The organism is Marinobacter sp. UBA2688 (genome assembly GCF_002352785.1).
Taxonomy (GTDB): Bacteria; Pseudomonadota; Gammaproteobacteria; order Pseudomonadales; family Oleiphilaceae; genus Marinobacter; species Marinobacter salarius.
Genome location: NZ_DELU01000026.1, coordinates 94,940 through 112,714, shown reverse-complemented (window position 1 = coordinate 112,714; position 17,775 = coordinate 94,940). Strand labels below are relative to the sequence as shown.

16 protein-coding genes are annotated in these 17,775 nt (G+C 57.6%); 11 read left to right on the top strand and 5 right to left on the bottom strand.

What is annotated here, in order from left to right:
* Window positions 1-26: 26 nt before the first annotated feature.
* The 9 genes from B3M52_RS15930 to B3M52_RS15890 all read left to right on the top strand — a co-directional run bounded on the left by B3M52_RS15930 (window position 27) and on the right by B3M52_RS15890 (window position 8,561).
* On the top strand, window positions 27-1,076 hold the full coding sequence (locus B3M52_RS15930) for an ABC transporter permease (protein WP_075194986.1): 1,050 nt from the start codon (window positions 27-29) through the stop codon (window positions 1,074-1,076).
* Window positions 1,073-2,005 carry an ABC transporter permease gene (locus tag B3M52_RS15925; RefSeq protein WP_036202948.1) on the top strand — a complete coding sequence of 311 codons (933 nt, stop codon included), beginning with the start codon at window positions 1,073-1,075 and terminating at the stop codon, window positions 2,003-2,005. The genes B3M52_RS15930 and B3M52_RS15925 overlap by 4 nt, the downstream gene beginning before the upstream one ends.
* A 4-nt stretch (window positions 2,006-2,009) precedes the next feature.
* Window positions 2,010-3,008, top strand: a complete 999-nt coding sequence (locus B3M52_RS15920) for an ABC transporter ATP-binding protein (RefSeq protein ID WP_075194987.1) — start codon at window positions 2,010-2,012, stop codon at window positions 3,006-3,008.
* The gene (locus tag B3M52_RS15915; RefSeq protein WP_075194988.1) at window positions 3,005-4,024 is read left to right on the top strand and encodes an ABC transporter ATP-binding protein; all 1,020 of its coding nucleotides are present in this window, start codon (window positions 3,005-3,007) and stop codon (window positions 4,022-4,024) included. The genes B3M52_RS15920 and B3M52_RS15915 overlap by 4 nt, the downstream gene beginning before the upstream one ends.
* A gap of 57 nt (window positions 4,025-4,081) precedes the next feature.
* On the top strand, window positions 4,082-4,996 hold the full coding sequence (locus B3M52_RS15910) for a LysR family transcriptional regulator (RefSeq protein WP_075194989.1): 915 nt from the start codon (window positions 4,082-4,084) through the stop codon (window positions 4,994-4,996).
* The gene (gene pepQ / locus B3M52_RS15905) at window positions 4,989-6,281 is read left to right on the top strand and encodes a Xaa-Pro dipeptidase (protein WP_075194990.1); all 1,293 of its coding nucleotides are present in this window, start codon (window positions 4,989-4,991) and stop codon (window positions 6,279-6,281) included. Before B3M52_RS15910 ends, pepQ begins: the two co-directional genes overlap by 8 nt.
* A 96-nt stretch (window positions 6,282-6,377) precedes the next feature.
* Complete coding sequence (locus B3M52_RS15900; protein ID WP_007153573.1) at window positions 6,378-6,584, top strand: bacterioferritin-associated ferredoxin; 207 nt, start codon at window positions 6,378-6,380, stop codon at window positions 6,582-6,584.
* A gap of 129 nt (window positions 6,585-6,713) precedes the next feature.
* On the top strand, window positions 6,714-7,190 hold the full coding sequence (bfr, locus tag B3M52_RS15895) for a bacterioferritin (RefSeq protein ID WP_007153572.1): 477 nt from the start codon (window positions 6,714-6,716) through the stop codon (window positions 7,188-7,190).
* Between the two features lie 12 nt (window positions 7,191-7,202).
* Window positions 7,203-8,561, top strand: a complete 1,359-nt coding sequence (locus B3M52_RS15890; protein WP_286749996.1) for a phosphomannomutase — start codon at window positions 7,203-7,205, stop codon at window positions 8,559-8,561.
* A gap of 152 nt (window positions 8,562-8,713) precedes the next feature.
* Here the strand turns inward: B3M52_RS15890 and B3M52_RS15885 are convergent, their stop codons facing one another.
* Both B3M52_RS15885 and B3M52_RS15880 read right to left on the bottom strand, forming a co-directional pair.
* Window positions 8,714-9,883, bottom strand: coding sequence for a phospholipase A (locus B3M52_RS15885; RefSeq protein ID WP_036202968.1), 1,170 nt, complete (start codon window positions 9,881-9,883; stop codon window positions 8,714-8,716).
* Window positions 9,884-9,893: 10 nt separating this feature from the next.
* On the bottom strand, window positions 9,894-10,226 hold the full coding sequence (locus tag B3M52_RS15880; RefSeq protein ID WP_036202970.1) for a hypothetical protein: 333 nt from the start codon (window positions 10,224-10,226) through the stop codon (window positions 9,894-9,896).
* A gap of 195 nt (window positions 10,227-10,421) precedes the next feature.
* Here B3M52_RS15880 and B3M52_RS15875 point away from each other — a divergent pair, with 195 nt between their 5' ends.
* Window positions 10,422-10,835: a c-type cytochrome gene (locus B3M52_RS15875; RefSeq protein WP_036205573.1), complete on the top strand. Its 414-nt coding sequence runs from the start codon at window positions 10,422-10,424 to the stop codon at window positions 10,833-10,835.
* An 81-nt stretch (window positions 10,836-10,916) separates the two neighbouring features.
* On the opposite strand, the gene B3M52_RS15870 is transcribed toward B3M52_RS15875, so the two are convergent.
* The 3 genes from B3M52_RS15870 to rep form a co-directional block, all read right to left on the bottom strand.
* The gene (locus tag B3M52_RS15870) at window positions 10,917-11,447 is read right to left on the bottom strand and encodes a hypothetical protein (protein WP_036202972.1); all 531 of its coding nucleotides are present in this window, start codon (window positions 11,445-11,447) and stop codon (window positions 10,917-10,919) included.
* Window positions 11,448-11,464: 17 nt separating this feature from the next.
* Window positions 11,465-13,729, bottom strand: coding sequence for a galactose oxidase-like domain-containing protein (locus B3M52_RS15865; protein WP_075194992.1), 2,265 nt, complete (start codon window positions 13,727-13,729; stop codon window positions 11,465-11,467).
* 105 nt (window positions 13,730-13,834) lie between these two features.
* Window positions 13,835-15,853: a DNA helicase Rep gene (gene rep, locus B3M52_RS15860; protein WP_075194993.1), complete on the bottom strand. Its 2,019-nt coding sequence runs from the start codon at window positions 15,851-15,853 to the stop codon at window positions 13,835-13,837.
* Window positions 15,854-15,996: 143 nt separating this feature from the next.
* On the opposite strand from rep, the gene B3M52_RS15855 reads away from it, so the two are divergent.
* On the top strand, window positions 15,997-17,733 hold the full coding sequence (locus B3M52_RS15855) for an EAL domain-containing response regulator (RefSeq protein ID WP_075194994.1): 1,737 nt from the start codon (window positions 15,997-15,999) through the stop codon (window positions 17,731-17,733).
* Window positions 17,734-17,775: the final 42 nt, after the last annotated feature.

Here is a 17,775-nt window from a genome sequence, read left to right as displayed (position 1 = left end):
GTTTGCAGCTTGACCCGGAATTTTTCATGTTAGCGTTTTTGGTTCAGCGAATTTCCCAGGCCGTACTGGTCATGTTCGTGATCAGTGTGATTGCTTTCGCCATTCAGGATGGCCTGGGCGACCCGCTTCAACAGATGGTGGGCATGTCGGTCTCGCAGGATGAGCGGGAAGCGATCCGTGAGGAAATGGGACTGAATGACCCATTGGTTGTGCAATACGTCCGGTTTGCCGGTAACGCCCTGCAGGGTGACCTGGGTATTTCCTATTTTTACGGAAAGCCCACCATGGACGTAATCCTCGAGCACCTGCCGGCCACCCTCGAGCTGGTGATCGGCGCCAGCCTGATTATTATTGTGTTCTCGGTGCCCATCGGGGTGTTCGCCGCGATTCGCCCTCAGGCATGGCTGTCCAAATTCTTCATGGGGGTCAGTACCGTCGGGATTTCCATTCCGGTGTTCCTGACCGCCATCGTACTGATTCAGATTTTCTCGATCGGTATCACCGTCGACTGGTTCCCGCAGGATGCTGGCTGGGGGCAGTGGCTGAACGCCGCACTATCCACTGAAGGCGGATTGCCGTCCTACGGTCGGGGTGATGACCTGACGCCGTTATTCGGCACCTGGGAATCCGGCTTTTTCTCCCAGGGCGGCCTCCTGCACCTGATTCTGCCGTCGGTATCGCTGGCGTCCATCATGCTGCCGCTGTTCATCCGCCTGATCCGTGCGGAAATGATGGAAGTGCTGCAGAGCGACTACATCCGGTACGCCCGCGCCAAGGGCCTGAGCTCTTCCCGGGTCTATTTCCTGCACGCGCTCAAGAACACCATGCTGCCGGTGATTACCGTGGGCGGTGTGCAGATCGGCATCATGGTGGCCTACACCATTCTTACGGAAACCGTGTTCCAGTGGCCCGGTGTCGGGCTGATGTTCCTGGAGGCCATCACCCGCAGCGATATTCCCCTGATCGTGGCGTACCTGATGGTGGTAGGCCTGATATTCGTGATTACCAATACCGTGGTGGATCTGATCTACGGTCTGGTGAATCCCACCGTAAAACTGACAGGTAAGAAAGCATGACGACGGCGACTCTTTCACGCTGGGATCGCTTTCGCGAGTCCTTCCTCTGGTACAGCTTCAAGCGCGACAAGGTGGCGATTGCCAGCTTTATCGTGCTGTTGTCCATGGTGCTGGCGGCCGTCTTTGCGCCTTTGCTGGCGCCGGCCGACCCCTACGACCTGGCCCAGATCAATATCATGAACTCCGAGCTGCCACCGGTCGGCCTGGATGGCTCCGATCCGGCCTTCCCGCTGGGCACCGACGCCCAGGGCAGGGATTTGCTCTCCACCATTCTGTATGGCACCCGGGTGTCGTTGTTGATCGGGTTTGGCGCGGTTGTCCTGCAAGCGGCGCTGGGCATCCTGTTCGGCCTGCTGGCGGGCTATCTGGGCGGTCGGGTCGACTCCATCCTGATGCGGATTGCCGATGTGCAGCTGTCGTTCTCTACTCTGATGGTCGCGATCATTGTGGGTGCCGTGTTCAAGGCCAGCTTTGGCAATCTGATGTTCGGCGAAGTCGCTATCTACATGCTGATCTTCATCATTGGTGTGGCAGAGTGGCCTCAGATTGCCCGTACAGTGAGGGCCTCGGTATTGGCGGAGAAGAAAAAGGAATACGTGGATGCGGCCAAGGTGATGGGGTTTCGCACCCGCCGGATCATGTTCCGCCACATCCTGCCCAATACCCTGTCACCGATTTTCGTCATTGCCACGGTACAGATCGCCAACGCGATCATTTCCGAGGCGGCGTTGTCGTTCCTGGGCCTGGGCATGCCGGAAACACAGCCGTCGCTGGGCTCGCTGATCAAATCCGGTTTTGACTACATCCAGAGTGGTTCCTGGTGGATCACCCTGATCCCCGGTCTGGTGCTGGTGGTACTCGTATTGGTCATCAACCTGCTGGGTGACTGGTTGCGGGATGTCATGAACCCACGGCTGTACAAGGGGTAACGCCATGCCATTGCTGGAAGTAAAAGATCTTGAGGCCCGCTTCGCTGTCCGTGGCGGGGACCTTACCGCTCTGCGTGGCATCAGTTTCAGTCTCGACAAGGGCGAGCGCCTGGGGCTGGTGGGGGAATCTGGCGCGGGTAAATCCGTAGCGGCTTTCTCCATTCTCAACCTGATCGCCCGGCCCGGTTACATTGCCGCTGGCGAGATCCTGTTCGAGGGTAAGGACCTGGCAGCCATGAGCGAGCGGGAACTGCGCAAGATTCGCGGCAACCGCATCGCCATGATTTTCCAGGACCCGATGATGACCCTGAACCCGGTGCTGACCATTGGCACCCAGATGGTGGAAGCGCTCAAGGCGCATCGCCGGATCAGCACCAGGGCGGCCCGGGATATCGCCCTGAACAAGCTGCGGAAGGTACAGATTCCGTCGCCGGACAAGCGCCTGGATCAATACCCCCATGAACTGTCTGGCGGCATGCGCCAACGCGTTATCATCGCCATCGCATTGCTGCTGGACCCGGAGATCATCATCGCGGATGAGCCGACGACGGCCCTGGATGTGACGATTCAGGCTGAGATCATGGCGTTGCTGTTGGAGCTGTGCGAGCAGGACAACGTGGCGCTGATGCTGATCACTCACGATCTCGGTGTGGTGTCTCAGGTCACCCAGCGCATGCTGGTGATGTATTCCGGCCGAATCATTGAGCAAGGGCCCACCCGCGAAATCATCAATGATGCCCAGCATCCCTATACCCAGGGGCTGATCAACGCGCTGCCCCAGATGGGTGAGCCCGGCGAGCGGCTGTTCCAGATTCCGGGTTCCATGCCGTCCCTGAAGAATGTGCCCACAGGCTGCCCCTTCCACCCACGCTGTTCCTTCGCCACTGATCAGTGCAAGCGTCGGATGCCGGAGTATGTTCGGTCGGGTAATGTGGATGTGGCCTGTTACGAAGTCAGCAACCTTATTGAGCAGGAGAAACGCATGCAGGAGGTGGAATCGTGACCTCCCCGTCATCCACGCTGGTCGATATACGCGGCCTGGAGAAGAAGTTTGATCTTTCCGGTGGCCTGCTGGAGCAGATCTCATTCAAAGGCGGTCGTTTCCACCGCAAACAGGAAGCCGTGCACGCGATCAATGGCGTTGATCTGCAGGTCCAGAAAGGCGAAGCGCTGTGTGTTGTGGGCGAGTCCGGCTGTGGTAAATCGACCGTGGCCCGTACCGTCATGGGGTTGTTGTCTCCCAGCGCTGGTGAGATCCACTACGACGGCCAGCGTATCGACAATCTTGACGGTAAAGAGGTGCTGCCGTACCGCCGCAAGATGCAGATGATATTCCAGAACCCCTACGCCTCGCTGAACCCGAGGATGACCATCCAGCAAACCCTGGAAGAGCCAATTCGCTTTCATCAGCCGGATGCCTCGGAGTCCCAGATCCGTGACAAGGTGCAGGATGTTATGGAGTCGGTGGGGATCGACCCGGACTGGGGTAGCCGTTTTGGTCATGAATTTTCCGGCGGTCAGCGCCAGCGCATTGCCATTGCCCGGGCGCTGGCGGTGGACCCCGAGTTCATCGTTGCGGACGAACCGATTTCGGCGCTGGACGTCTCCATTCAGGCGCAGGTGCTCAACCTGCTGATGGAAGCTCAGGAAAGCCGCAACCTGACCTATCTTTTTATTACTCATGATCTGGCCGTGGTCGAGCATTTTGGTACCCGGGTTGCGGTCATGTACCTTGGCCGGGTGTGCGAGCTGGCAGATACCAGAACGCTGTTCAGTATGCCGAGGCATCCATATACCCAGGCGTTGCTGTCGGCCATTCCAAAGCTGGAGGACGACCGGCCCAACCATATCCGGTTACAGGGCGAGGTTCCGACACCAGTGCAGTTGCCGTCAGGTTGCGTCTTCCATGGTCGCTGCCCGTATGCCGACGACCGATGCCGGCAGGAAATACCTCAGTTGATAGCGACGGATGGCGGCGCCCAGGTTGCGTGTCACGCGGTGGAGGAAGGGCGGTTATAGCCGGTTCTCCACGATGGGCTATGATGCCTGACAACCATTCCCGACGCTGGTAACACCATGGAAATACGCTGGCTTGAAGACTTCATGGCGCTGGCCCGAACGCGTCATTTCTCACGTGCCGCTGAACTGCAGCATGTGAGCCAGCCGACGTTCAGTCGCCGCATCAAGCTTCTCGAGGAAGCCATGGGGGCAACACTGATCAACCGCCAGACCCTGCCATTGTCGCTGACACCGGCGGGGGAGGTTTTCGTTGAGCTGTGCGAGCGCGTAACGCGGGACGTTCGTGAAACCAAAGACCGGATCAGCGACATGGAGTCCGAGGCGTCTGCCCGGATCAGTGTGGGATCAACCCAGGGGCTGTTTTCCCACTTTTATCAGGGGTGGGCCCGGCAGGAGGGCTTGGCCGAGCGGCTACAACTGAACCTGAAAGCCACCAACTGGGTGGGGGAGCAATTTCTGGATGCGCTGGATAGCGGCGAATGTGACCTGGTGCTGTGCTACTGGCATGAGGATCTGCCCTGGAAAGATCATCTGAGCGAGGACCGCTACGAATGGGTGACGCTGGCGAGGGAATTTCTGGTGCCTGTAAGTGTGGCCGATGAAAACGGGCAACCACGATTTGCGCTGCCGGGCACGCCGGAGCAGCCCGTCCCGCTGATTGCCTATCACTCCCGGGGGTTCCTGCAGTCTGCCATTGAGGGGCACCTGAACAGGTGCAAGCTGCCAGCCAACCTGTTGCCACTGAATGAAAATACCCAATCGGCCGGTATCAAGGCGCTGGTAAAACAGGGCTTCGGCATGGGGTGGCTGCCACAACGAATGACGGAAAAGAGCGAGCGTTTTGGCAGCCTCACCCGGGCCGGGGACAAGCGTTGCGACGTGCCATTGGAGATCCGCTTGATTCGCCTGCGTGAGCCCCGTTCCGACGATCTGCTAACCCTCTGGAAAACACTGGAAAACAAGCATGTCTGACACCGAGTTACTGTCACTGCAGACGGACCATATTCGCACGCTTCAGCAGCGTTACGAGCACGCCATCGCCGAGCAGGGTTATGACGGTCTGCTGATCAGTTCCGGCGCCGCACCCGTGCGTTATGGTGACGACCAGGCATGGCATTTTCAGGGCTATGGCCCCTTCCTGCACTGGACCGGGCTGACCGGGCAGGAACACAGCTGGTTACTTATCCGGCCCGGGCATAAACCGCTGCTCAGTCTTTATCACCCCGTGGACTTCTGGCATGCCACTCCGGAATTGCCGGACGAGCCCTGGCTGCAGTCGATGGAGGTGCGTTCCAGTGATCGTCGGGAAGCGCCGGTAATGAACGTCAATGGCAGGCTTGCCGTTGTGGGCGACCCGTCCCAGTTGTCCGGGGTTGATGGGGAACATAATCCGGAGGGCCTGTTGTCTGCTCTGGACGAAACCCGGGTGCATAAGACCCCGTATGAAATAGCCTGCCTGGCTCGTGCCAACCACGTTGCCATGCAGGGCCACCAGGCGGCCCGAAAGACGTTTCTGGACGGAGGCAGTGAGTTTGAAATAAACCTGGCCTACCAGCAGGCGACCGGGCAGCGTGAAGCCCAAGCGCCGTACCACAGTATTATCGGCGTGAATGAACACGCCGGCACCCTGCATTACCAATACTATGATACCGAAGCCCCTGCGCCTCCCCGCAGCCTTCTGATCGACGCCGGTGTCCGTTTTCGCGGTTACTGTTCCGACATTACCCGCACCACGCCCGGGGCAGGGGAAAGACGTTTTTCCGCGTTGATTCAGGGGCTGGAACAATTGCAGCAACGGCTGTGCGGGATGGTTGCACCCGGCGTGGAGTATGTGGCGATCCATCGCAAGACCCACCAAGGCATTGCGGCACTGTTGAATGCCGCCGGAGTGGTTCAGGGGGTGGATGACGAAACCCTGGTGGAGCAGGGCGTTACCAGGGCGTTCTTTCCGCACGGTATTGGTCATTTCCTGGGAGTTCAGGTGCATGACGTCTCTGGCAAGAAAGAACCGCCGCCGTCAGACGCCCCATTCCTACGCCTGACCCGGACCCTGGAGGCAGGCATGGTCGTCACCATAGAGCCGGGGCTTTATATCATTCCTTCATTGCTGGACCCGGTATTGGATGGGCCACTGGGGAAGAACTTTAACCGTTCAGTGATCGATGAATTACGAGGGTGCGGCGGTATTCGCATTGAGGATAATGTGGTCGTTACACACGATGGCGCCAGAAACCTGACCCGTGAGGCGGGCGGTTAAAAAGAATTTGCACAAAAATCGCTCTTTGGGCTTGCAAAGCTGCATGCAAATGACAATAATTATCACTAGCTTTGTTATCGTTAGTGAGATGCTCCTATGTATGTATGCCTCTGCCATGGTGTAACAGACCGAGAAATCCGTGAAGCCGCCGACAATGGCGTCAGTTCCATGCGCCAGCTTGGCAAGGAGCTCGGTGTTGGCACGCAATGCGGTCGTTGTGCCTGTACAGCACGGGAGATTCTCCGCGAAAGCCGCACCCCCGATTACCTGGCCATGGCTGACATGCTAGCCCAGCCCGCCTGACGGATAGGGTAGTGATAGGGAGAGTGCGGAATCCGTTCTTGCCTGCACCTGATTCCTAAATGTGATTTTTTCTCCCCGCGTGAAAGACTATCCTTGTAAGGATCGCACACTCACGAAAGGAGATCCGTCATGAAAGGCGACAAGAAAGTCATCCAGTTCCTGAATAAAGTACTCGCCAACGAGCTGACCGCCATCAACCAGTACTTCCTCCATTCCCGCATGTACAAGGATTGGGGTATCACCAAACTGGCGGACAAGGAATACGAAGAGTCCATCGACGAAATGAAGCATGCGGATCTGCTGATCGAACGCATCCTGTTTCTGGAAGGGCTACCTAACCTCCAGGACCTAAACAAGCTGCTGATCGGTGAAAACGTCGAGGAAATGCTGTCCTGTGACCTCAAACTGGAAATGATCGCCCATCAGGACCTGAAAGATGCGGTTGTTCATTGTGAGCAGGTGAAGGACTACACCAGTCGTGAACTGTTCCGTGGCATCCTCGACAGCGAAGAAGAGCACATTGATTGGCTCGAAACCCAGCTCGACATGATCGGCAAGATGGGTATCCAGAACTACATCCAGCTTCAGTCGTCCGCCGCGGAGTAAACATCAGTGACAATGGATCTGTCCTGTTTTAAAGCCTATGACCTTCGTGGCCGAGTGCCGGACCAGCTTAACCCAGAGCTGGCCGAACGCATCGGTCGCGCCTATGTGGAAGTGACGGGGGCGAAAAGAGTCATCGTCGGCTACGACATCCGGCTGTCCAGCCGTGAAATCGCCGATGCCCTCTGCTCCGGCCTTATGGCCGCCGGTGCCGACGTTTTCGACATCGGCCTGTGTGGTACCGAGCTGGTCTACTTCGCCACCAGCCATTACAAAATGGACGGCGGCATCATGGTCACCGCCAGCCACAACCCGCGTGATCACAATGGCATGAAGATGGTGGGGCCGGACTCGCGCCCTATCAGTTCCGACAACGGCCTGAATGACATCCGTGACCGGGTGCCTGAGCCCTTCGGTGATGCGCCGGAACAGGGACGATATGAGCCGCTGGAAGTGGTTACCGCCTATATCGATCACCTGTTGGGTTATATAGCGGCAGGATCGCTCAAGCCCAAAACCATCGTGGTCAATGCTGGTAACGGCGGGGCGGGGTTGATTGTCGACGAGCTGGAACAATCCCTGCCGTTCGATTTCGTCAAAGTGCACCACCAGGCCGATGGTCATTTCCCGAACGGTGTTCCCAACCCCATTCTGGAAGAAAACCGCGCCGCCACCGCGGATGCGGTTGTGGAGTATGGCGCTGCCATGGGCATTGCCTGGGACGGCGACTACGATCGCTGCTTCTTCTTCGACGAAAACGGCCGCTTCATCGAGGGCTATTACATTGTCGGCCTGCTGGCAGACCAGTTCCTCCGCAAAACCGGCGGCGGTAAAGTCATCCACGACCCAAGACTGACCTGGAACACCATCGACCTCGTCAACGCCGTTGGCGGCGAAGCCATCGAAAGCAAAACCGGCCACGCCTTCATCAAACAACGCATGCGCGACGAAGATGCAGTCTACGGCGGCGAAATGAGCGCCCACCACTACTTCCGCGACTTCGCCTACTGCGACAGCGGCATGATCCCCTGGTTGCTCGTCGCCGAACGCCTGTGCCAGTCCGGCCAGACGCTGTCCTCCCTGATAGACGCCAGAATCGAGGCCTATCCGGCCAGCGGCGAAATCAACCGCACGATCGATGATCCCCCCAAGGTCATTGCCGCCATCGAGGCCAAGTACAGCCCGGGCGCCAAAAGTGTCAGCCACGTCGACGGTGCCAGCATCGAATTCGACGACTGGCGGTTCAACCTGCGAATGTCCAACACCGAACCGGTGGTTCGCCTGAACGTGGAATCCCGTGGTGATATTGCCTTGATGAAGGAAAAAACGGCAGAGCTGCTGGCGGAAATGCAAAGGCTCAACGAGGAAGGTTAACTCACTGTTCTGGGGCCGGTCGGGGCGATACCGATGTCAGAAACTGTGCGGAGCCATGGATGGCGGAGCTCAAGCGCCACATGGATGTGCTTGAGCGTGTTTCTGACATCGGTATCGCCCCGAGCGGTCTTGCACCAAAAGCCAGAAATAACTCAAAGCCAGTCGTTCAACATAATCCCGATGCCAATCCGCTGAATCCGCTCATTGTAGTCAATCAGGCTCTCACCATAGCCATTGTAATAATGGACATACCCCTTGATCGTATCCCCCATCGGAAAGCTATAACCCAACTCAATCGACGTCTTGTTGTCTGACCGCAAGTTGTTCATCAGCTTCATCGACAGCGTCCGATCCTCACTCCACTTGTAGATCGCCATGTAGTTCGCATAGCCCAGATAGCGCTCAATATCCTCATTGTCGTCCTCGCTGTCATCCTCCGGCAGTCGATACCAGGGCTGAAGGATGAACAGCCAGCGATCATAGCTGTAGGCTGCCGACCCCACGATCCGGTTCCAACTGCGGGAACGGGGTTCCGACTGGCCATTGGACTCATGATTAAAGCCCAGCGTGACACCATTCAGTCTGCCAGGGCCCAGGTCATAATTCGTCTCATAGCGTACAAAGACTTCCGGCTCATAATTGGTTTCCCGGAATGGCGCTGAATCATCCGTGTTATACACCTGCCAAAACGATTTCTGGGTGTAGCCGAACCAGAGCGTCGTGCGGTCATCCAGCCAGCCAGTCAACAAGGGTACCTTGAAACTGATCTGGTACTTGGCTTCCTGGTTGTCGATGCCATAGTCGTAATCGGTTGCGCCCAGTCTCGGATTTGTGGGTTCACGATTGGCATTCTTCATATAGCTGAACGGCAGGATATACATCGGCCGATGGCCAACAAAACTGCCGGAAAACGAGAAAATAGCCTTCTCTGCGGCGACATAACGGTTCAGGATCGCCGACATCACACCGGTATCTTCTCCGTCCTCTCCTGTCGTGCTTTCTTCCGCGGGCCCCAGTGTTGCATCGCCGTTTTCCGCATTCGCTGCCTCTTCGTACTGCAGCGCCTCCGTCGACTTGTCGATGGCGTCCAGGCTCTCATCAGAGGCACCATTGCGAGCGCTGGCCGGGTCATTGATGGCGTCGTAACATGCGAGACGCTGAACGCCATCCTTGATCAGGGCACAGTCTTCCGGCTTCACTCCCTCAAAATTCCGGTTCCCGGGGGGCTCGTCCTGCGCGGTGGCCGTTCCGGGAAGGAACAGGTTCAGAGACAATAGCAAGCCAGTAAACCTCAAAAGTTCAGGGCGGCGAACGATGGGCATGGTCCAGTCCTTATGCGTTGGAAACACTGATCCAGGTGTTGGCGACGCCGTAAGCCCATACTCCGAGCAGCGTCATCACCAGCAGGGAAAATACGATTTTATGCCGGGGTTTGCGTTCAGCAGCTGCTGCAACCACCCAGCGCAGGTACATCAGCCCGATAAAACTGATGAATACCGCAAGACTTGCGGCGGCGGGAATCAATAACCACACAGGGCTCAGTGCGGCACCCTCTGCCGCGCGGCTGGAAAACCAGCCCATGGACGCCAGCAGTATGGCTACCGCGGTAAACTCGGTGATCAGTAATGGCTTTCGCCAGGGGTGTGGCTGGTTGGTATCAGGCATACATTCGAACCTTCGGTATCTGTTTGGTGCATGGTACCCGGAAAGTGCTTCCGGAGCGCTCTGACTTACGAAATGGCAACGAAAATTGATTGAAATCGGGGGTTCATTTTGCAGTTTGGTTTTTTTGGCCTGCCGCAGTCGCTATAATGCGTGCACTAACGATTATAACGCCCAATTGTGAGGTGCATTGTGATGATGAAGAGAGTCCTGGCTGCCGTATTGCTTGGTTTCGGCCTGACCGCAGGTGCCGTAATGGCCAATGTTGAAGATGAAATTCGTGCTCGCATTGCCCCGGTTGGCGAAGTGTGCGTCCAGGGTGAAGACTGTGGGCAGGCAGCTGCTCCATCTGCAAGCGCAAGCTCGGGCCCTCGTTCTGGAAGTGACGTTTACGATGCAGCCTGTACCGCTTGCCACAGCACTGGCGCGGCAGGCGCTCCCAAGAAGGGCGACACAGCCGCATGGTCACCCCGTATTGAAAAAGGACTGGACACACTGGTCAATCACGCAATCAACGGCTTCAATGCCATGCCGGCCAAGGGCGGTTGTTCCGGGTGCTCTGATGAGGAAATCGAGAGCGCCGTCGAGCACATGGTTGAGGCCAGCCAGTAGCAACTGTATTCCGGCCCACGGTAGATCAAAAAGCCCCCGATATTACGGGGGCTTTTTATTGGTTAGCGGAATGGTCGCCCGTTAGTGAATGGGCATATAGGTCAGTTGCCCTTCGATTCGCTCAGTGCCGTTTTTGGGCGTTGTCACTGCAATTGACCAGGTTTTGGGTCCATCTGCGCTGTTGCTGTCATGCAGAACATTGAGCCGGGAGTCCAGCCAGCCAAAAGCGCCGGATTGAGACATTGTCACCCAGGACGTCTGGCTCGTTTCCGCCGACTGGTTTGGTAGCGCTTTCCAGCTGGGGCTCTCCGTATTAACGGTGACTTCGGTTCGGGTAAATCGTATAAACGCCTCCCCGTCCGTGCCCAATACGGTCAGAGGTTCTTCACCTTGATATCGAAGCAATATGCCCGGGCGCGGTGCATCCAGAATGATTGCACTGAGTCCGGGAATGTCGGGTTGATGGGCTATTCGAGCCTTTACGATGCCGTCCGGAACGTCCTCTGTCTCCAGTGCACCGTGGGCCCCTGCCAGCCCGGAGGCTGACAGGGACACCAGGCCGAACAACACCGGGGCCGCCAGGCGAGCTCCGATCTGTTCGATGTGTTTCATAACAATCCTCCTGACGGTCACAGCAGCTCGAGGGTTGACTCAATGATGCCACCGCTGGTGGTGGTATCGCTGGCCACCTGCGTGGGCGCCATGCAGGCGAGATTCTCATTCACCACAGTGATCGGCGCGGACACCGAGGGTACGCGGCCATCTGGGGTGTCCTTGCTGACGAACAGCATGTATTCGCCGGCGGGCACCACGTTGTGGTTGTCGGGCATGGTCAGAGTCAGCTTGTTGCCAGGGCCCCGCTCCATGACCAGTTCAATGGCACGCTGGTCACCGTCAATGACGTGGGTCATGACTGTACGGCGAATCAGCAGGGCCTTGTCGATCTGATCCACCTGGTCGACCTTGATGTTGAATCGGTCGCCAATGGTCAGATTGCTGGGTGCACTTCTGATTTTGGGGCGGTCGTCCCGCATGGCGTAGGGCGGAGTGTAGATTTCGAAACTCGGATCGCGGCCGTCATAGGGTGCGAGTCCGAAATCCTGAAGATCCACGAACGTCAGGTAAGCGGTGTTGATTGGTGAGTGGCCGGCAACCATAACGCGGCCGTCCTCCATCAGTACCGCAGTGTTGTGATAAGTGCGGGCGCGGTGGCCGGTAGCCATTTCCGTCCATTCTCCGGTTTCCGGGTTGAACTGCTCGGCGGTGCGGATCGGGCCTTCCAGGCCGGGCGCTACCACACCGTCGCGATTGCCGCCACTGAACACCATCACGGTGCCGTCGGGCATCACAACGTTTGTGCCGTACCAGCGAGGCTGATTCAGTGGGCCGGCCAAACGCGACTCGTAGCCGATTTCGTCGCCGTTGGTGGTGACAGTATCGATGCGGGTCTGGTCGGTGGGCAGGTAGCCGCCGGGGTTCGTCAGTACTGCATAACTGGGTACGCCGCCCGCGGTCAGCAGTTCCACTTCATTGTAGTTACCGCTGGCGTCTGGTTTCAGCGGCAACATGGTGGACGACGTGGAGCCCCGCATACCACCGGCGATCGCCATGCGCAGATCTTCTTCAGATACCCCAAGATCGGCTGCGCTGGTCAGCAAATCCGTGGGCGAGTCGAGAACATCGCCAAGCAGTGAGCCGACCTGATCAAGCGACAGGTTGGTGATGTTCAGGGTGCTGCTCAACTGACCCAGCCCGGCTTCATCCAGCCTTAGTGGGAGGCCGGCATAGCCAATGTCGTTCCAGCGCTGGGTATCCGGGTTGAAACTGGCGACAATGTTCCACAATGCCTGGTCGTAACCCTGGCCGAATGGGTTGAAGGCCTGGCCACCAGCGTTGTAGAAGATGTGTCCATTCGGCAGCAGATGCATGCGTGGATAGAGCGGTAAGGAGCGATCAGCGGTGGACGGATTCTGCGTCCAGGCGCCGGCGCAGGGGTCGTAGGTCTCCGTTTGCACCACGTTGCGTCCGCTGTTCAGTGGCTCATCCGGGTACACTGGCTTTAGCAGCTTGGTGACACCACTGGCGACGAAGACGTTGCCGTTGCCCATGGTTACGAGTGATGGATACCAGCGCCCGTAGGTCATATCGCCACTTTGGCGCCAGGTGTTGGTCTCCTCGTCGAATATTCTCGAATTCTTGATACCTTCCAGTTCCGCCACCCCAAGAGGCAGGCCATCAATGCCTGGCTCGGAATAGTAGTCGGTGCCGCCAACGGCCATCACATCACCGTTGGCCAGGCCGATGACGTCGGAGCAGAACAGGGCGCCGTCGTTGGCGCTGGTGTTGTCGGCGGTATCGAGCAGGCCATCCAGCTCGGTGCCATTCAGCAGTGTTTCACTGTCGTTGCCATCCGGGTTGGCGCCGGCGTCCAGGGGAGAGGGTTTGATCCAGGATGGATTGTCGTTTTCATCCAGCGACAGAACGCGGGTCTGATCGTTGACGGACACTTCGCCAAATTCCGCAACAATGGATAACTCAACGTTCTCAGTGCCTTCCAGGGCGTTCAGGTAAAGCAGGCGACCGTCTTTGAGAAGTGCCATGGTGCCGGCCGCGGGTTTGCACTCATCCATGCCGTCAGCGCGGGTAATGCATTTTTCGTCCGTTTCGACAGCTTCACCATCCACAATAATGGTGGGTTCCGCAAAGGGCTCACTGAACGTGCCCTTGCTGTTGTAACTGTCAGGAGCTGCCGGTTCCTCAGTCTGGGTCGTTGAGTCCTCGGATGAGCCGCCCAGCAGGCTGCCGAGAAGGCCCGCGTTGGCGGTGCCTGATCCTGCGATGAGCAGAATCAGCGAACCGGTGACGCTTGATAATCGATTGAATCGACGGGACATGGTGTTCTCCTGATCTTGTTTTTGTGTTTGCCGGAAGCAAAGCTCCCTAGGCTGTTACGGATCAGGAGGTCATAAGGTTGCAGAGATTGTGAAAAAACGTGAAATTCAGCTTCCGAGGTCGCCGAGTAATGCACTGAGGGTGGCCTTACCTTTTTGCTGGTTGGCTTCCACGTCCAGGTCGCCGGTGCCTTCCCATCTCAGGTCGTCCTCGGGCAGCTCATCAAGAAACCGGCTTGGAATAGTTTCCAGCTTTTCGCCGTACTGTTTTCGCTGGGCGGCAAACGTAAGGGTCAGGGTTTCCCGGGCTCGGGTGATACCCACGTACATCAGTCGCCGTTCTTCCTCGACATTGCCTTCCTCAATGCTGGAGCGGTGGGGCAGTATTTCCTCTTCCAGACCCATGATGAACACGTGGGGGAATTCCAGGCCTTTTGAGGCGTGGAGGGTCAGTAGCTGGACCTTGTCGCTGTCGTCCTCTTCTTCGCGCTGCTCCATCATGTCGCGCAGGATTAGCCGGCTGATGGCGTCTTCAATGCCCATTTCGTCGGCCGTACCCTTGCCGTCGTCCAGCATGCGCTGGATGGATTCCACCAGATACCAGATGTTCTCCATTCGCCGTTCCGCCTGTTTTGGCGAGCCGGAATGCAGGTGCAGCCATTCCTCGTATTCGATATCGGTGAACAACTGCTTGATCACCGGAATCGGATCTTCGCTGTGCAGGCGCTCGCAGGTGTTGTCCACCCAGTGAGCGAAGCGCCGCAGACGGTCCAGCCCCTTCTCGGTAACGTGGGTTTCGGCACCCATATCGCCCAGGGCACGAAACAGGCTGACGTTGCGGGAGCGGGCGTAATGGCTGAGCTGTTCCAGCGTGCGGGGGCCGATCTCCCGGCGGGGCACGTTCACGACGCGCAGGAATGCCGCGTCGTCATCCGGGTTCACCAACAGACGCAGATAGGACATGGCGTCCTTGATCTCGTTCTTGGAGAAAAACGACTGGCCACCGGAGATGTGATAGGGGATCTGGTAAGCCTGCAGTTTCATTTCCAGCAGCCGTGCCTGGTGGTTGCCCCGATAGAGAACGGCGAAGTCCCGGAAAGCCAGGCCTTTCTTGAGTTTCTGGTCGAGAATTTCCGTGGCCACCCGTTCGGCTTCCGCGTCTTCGCTGCGGCAGCGGACGATTCTTAGCTCGTCCCCGACCGTATGATCACTCCACAGGGCTTTCTCGAACACGTGGGGATTATTGGCAATGACCGTGTTGGCGCAACGAAGGATGCGAACCGTGGAACGGTAGTTCTGCTCCAGTTTGACGATTTTGAGGCTAGGGAAGTCTTCCTTGAGCTGAGCAAGGTTTTCAGGCCGGGCGCCGCGCCAGGCGTAGATCGACTGGTCGTCATCACCAACGACGGTAAAGGCGGCCCGTTCTGCCACCAGCAGTTTGACCAGCTCATACTGGCACAGGTTGGTGTCCTGATACTCATCCACCAGCATGTAGCGGATCTTTCGACGCCATTTCTGCAACACCTCGGGGTTGTCGCGGAACAGCTGTACCGGCAGCAGGATCAGATCATCGAAATCCACCGCGTTATAGGCCTTCAGGTATTCGTTGTAGTGGCGGTAAATGATGGCAATACGCTGCTCCCGCTCATCAGCGGCCCGGCTCCAGGCGTCCTGGGGGCTGCGCATGGCATTCTTCCAGGACGAGATGGTCATCTGCACGTCAGACAGTTCATCGCCGGCATCCGCGCTGGCCTCGCGCATCATCAGGTCCTGCAGCAGGGCCTTGGCATCTTCCGCATCGAAGATCGAAAAACCGGGGTGATAGCCCAGGTGCTCGTGCTCCTCGCGGATCATGTTCAGCCCGAGGTTATGGAAGGTGGAAACAATCAATCCCCGGGTCAGTTTGCGATCCACCAGGCGTCCGACACGTTCTTTCATTTCGCGCGCGGCCTTGTTGGTGAAGGTCACGGCGGCGATATGACGCCCTGGAATGCCAAGGTGTTCGATCAGATAAGCCACTTTGCGGGTGATCACGCTGGTCTTACCACTGCCGGCACCAGCCAGTACCAGCATAGGACCCTCCGCATAGCGGACGGCTTCACTCTGTCGGGGGTTGAGCTTGTTCACAATAATTGCGCCAATCCGGGAAATTCCGAGATAACCTGGGAAGCAAACATTCTACACTAGGCAGACATGCTGTACCTTGACGATCTATCAGCTATTCTTGAGGGAACGGAGATGTTTGATCACGAGGAACGGGACGCTTCTTAATGACCCTGGCAGTAAAACAACCCAATCCCAGCCATGTACGGCTGCTGGTGCTGACGCCGGAGTATGCGGATTTTCTCTGGCTGGGTGCGCTCCTGTCACGTGATTGTGAAATGGAACCGGACCTGACCTGGTGCCCGGATCTTATCGACTGCGATGATCTGATTCGCAATACCCATTTTGACGTTATCCTCTGGGACTGTGTGTTTCATGGCGGTTCCGAAGACGCTTTCCTGCAGTACCTGTCCGTGTCCAGCAACGAAAAACCGGTGTTGGCACTGAGTGCCGAGCCAGCCTCCGAGCGTGCTGTTGACCTGCTTGCCAATGGCGCCTCGGACTACCTGAGTCGCCAGTCATTGGAAGAGTGGGGGCTGCGCCGCGCGGTACGCTGTCTTTGGTATCGGCAGCAGCTTTCGGAGTCCGCTCACGGCCAGTTGGGCCGGGAAGTGGCCAGTGGTTTTATCAACCGTGACCTGTTCTTCGATCGCCTGCAACAGGCATTGCTGAGGGCCGAGCGTGCCAGCCAGCGGCTGGCGTTGTTGCACATCAACCTGGATGATTTCCGCAGCTTCAATGAATCCTTCGGTTACCAGAAGAGTGACCAGATCATGCTGAAGCTGGCGGAACGGCTGCGACAGAATTTGCGGCGAGTGGATTCGCTGATGCGCATTGGCGGCGACGAGTTTGCGATCATTGTCGAGAAAGTGGAAGACTCCCTGGATATTACCCAGATCATCCGCAAGCTCGTGACTGCGATGGGTGAACCATTCAGCCTTGACGGCCAGAATGTCGTCGTCAGCGCCAGCCTCGGCGTGGCCACCTACCCGGAAGCGGGTGACAGCCCGGAAAACCTTCTGCGACGTGCCAACCGAGCCATGTTTGAAGCCAAGCGCGACCCAGGTACCAGTTACCGGTTTTACGATCGTCAGTTGCACATAACGGCCGGATACCAACTGCGCCTGGAGGCGGATCTCCGTAACGCTCTGCGGGGCAATGAGCTGGAAGTGTATTATCAGCCGCGCATCGACCTCGCGTCGGAAGAAGTTCGGGGGGTGGAGTGCCTGCTCCGGTGGAATCATCCGGAAAGGGGGTTGGTGGGGCCGGACGAATTCATTCCAGTGGCAGAGCGCAGCGGGTTGATCGTTCCTATCGGCTACTGGGTGATCGAACAGGCCTGCAAGCGTCTGCAGGAGTGTTCAGATCTCGGGCACCCGGGGCTGGTGTTTGCCGTGAACCTTTCGTTCCGTCAGTTCCATGATCGCAAGATGACCGAAACCATTTTCCGCATTATCTTCAATGCCAATATCGACACCAGTCTGTTGGAGTTGGAGCTTACAGAAAGCGCCATGATGCATGACCCGGAATATGCCCAGCGATGTCTGCGGGAGCTCAATCAACTGGGTATCAGTTTTGCCCTGGATGACTTCGGAACCGGGTTCTCCTCACTCAGCAATCTTCAGCACCTGCCTATATCCCTCGTAAAGATCGACAAGTCTTTCGTTCAGGAGTTGGGGCAGTCTGCCGACGCCGAACATATCATCCGTGCCATTATCAGCCTGGCTCACAGCCTGCAAATCAGCGTGGTGGCGGAAGGGGTGGAGACGGAAGGACAACTGGAATTCCTGCGCCAGCAACACTGTGATGAAATTCAGGGTTACTACTACGCGCGCCCCATGCCATGGGCAGATCTTGTGCAATTCCTGGACAACCGTAGCCGCGCTGCTTGCCTGCAGCAATAAGCCGCTGTACCTTTGCGCTTTGACTCGTAAGCATCAGATGAG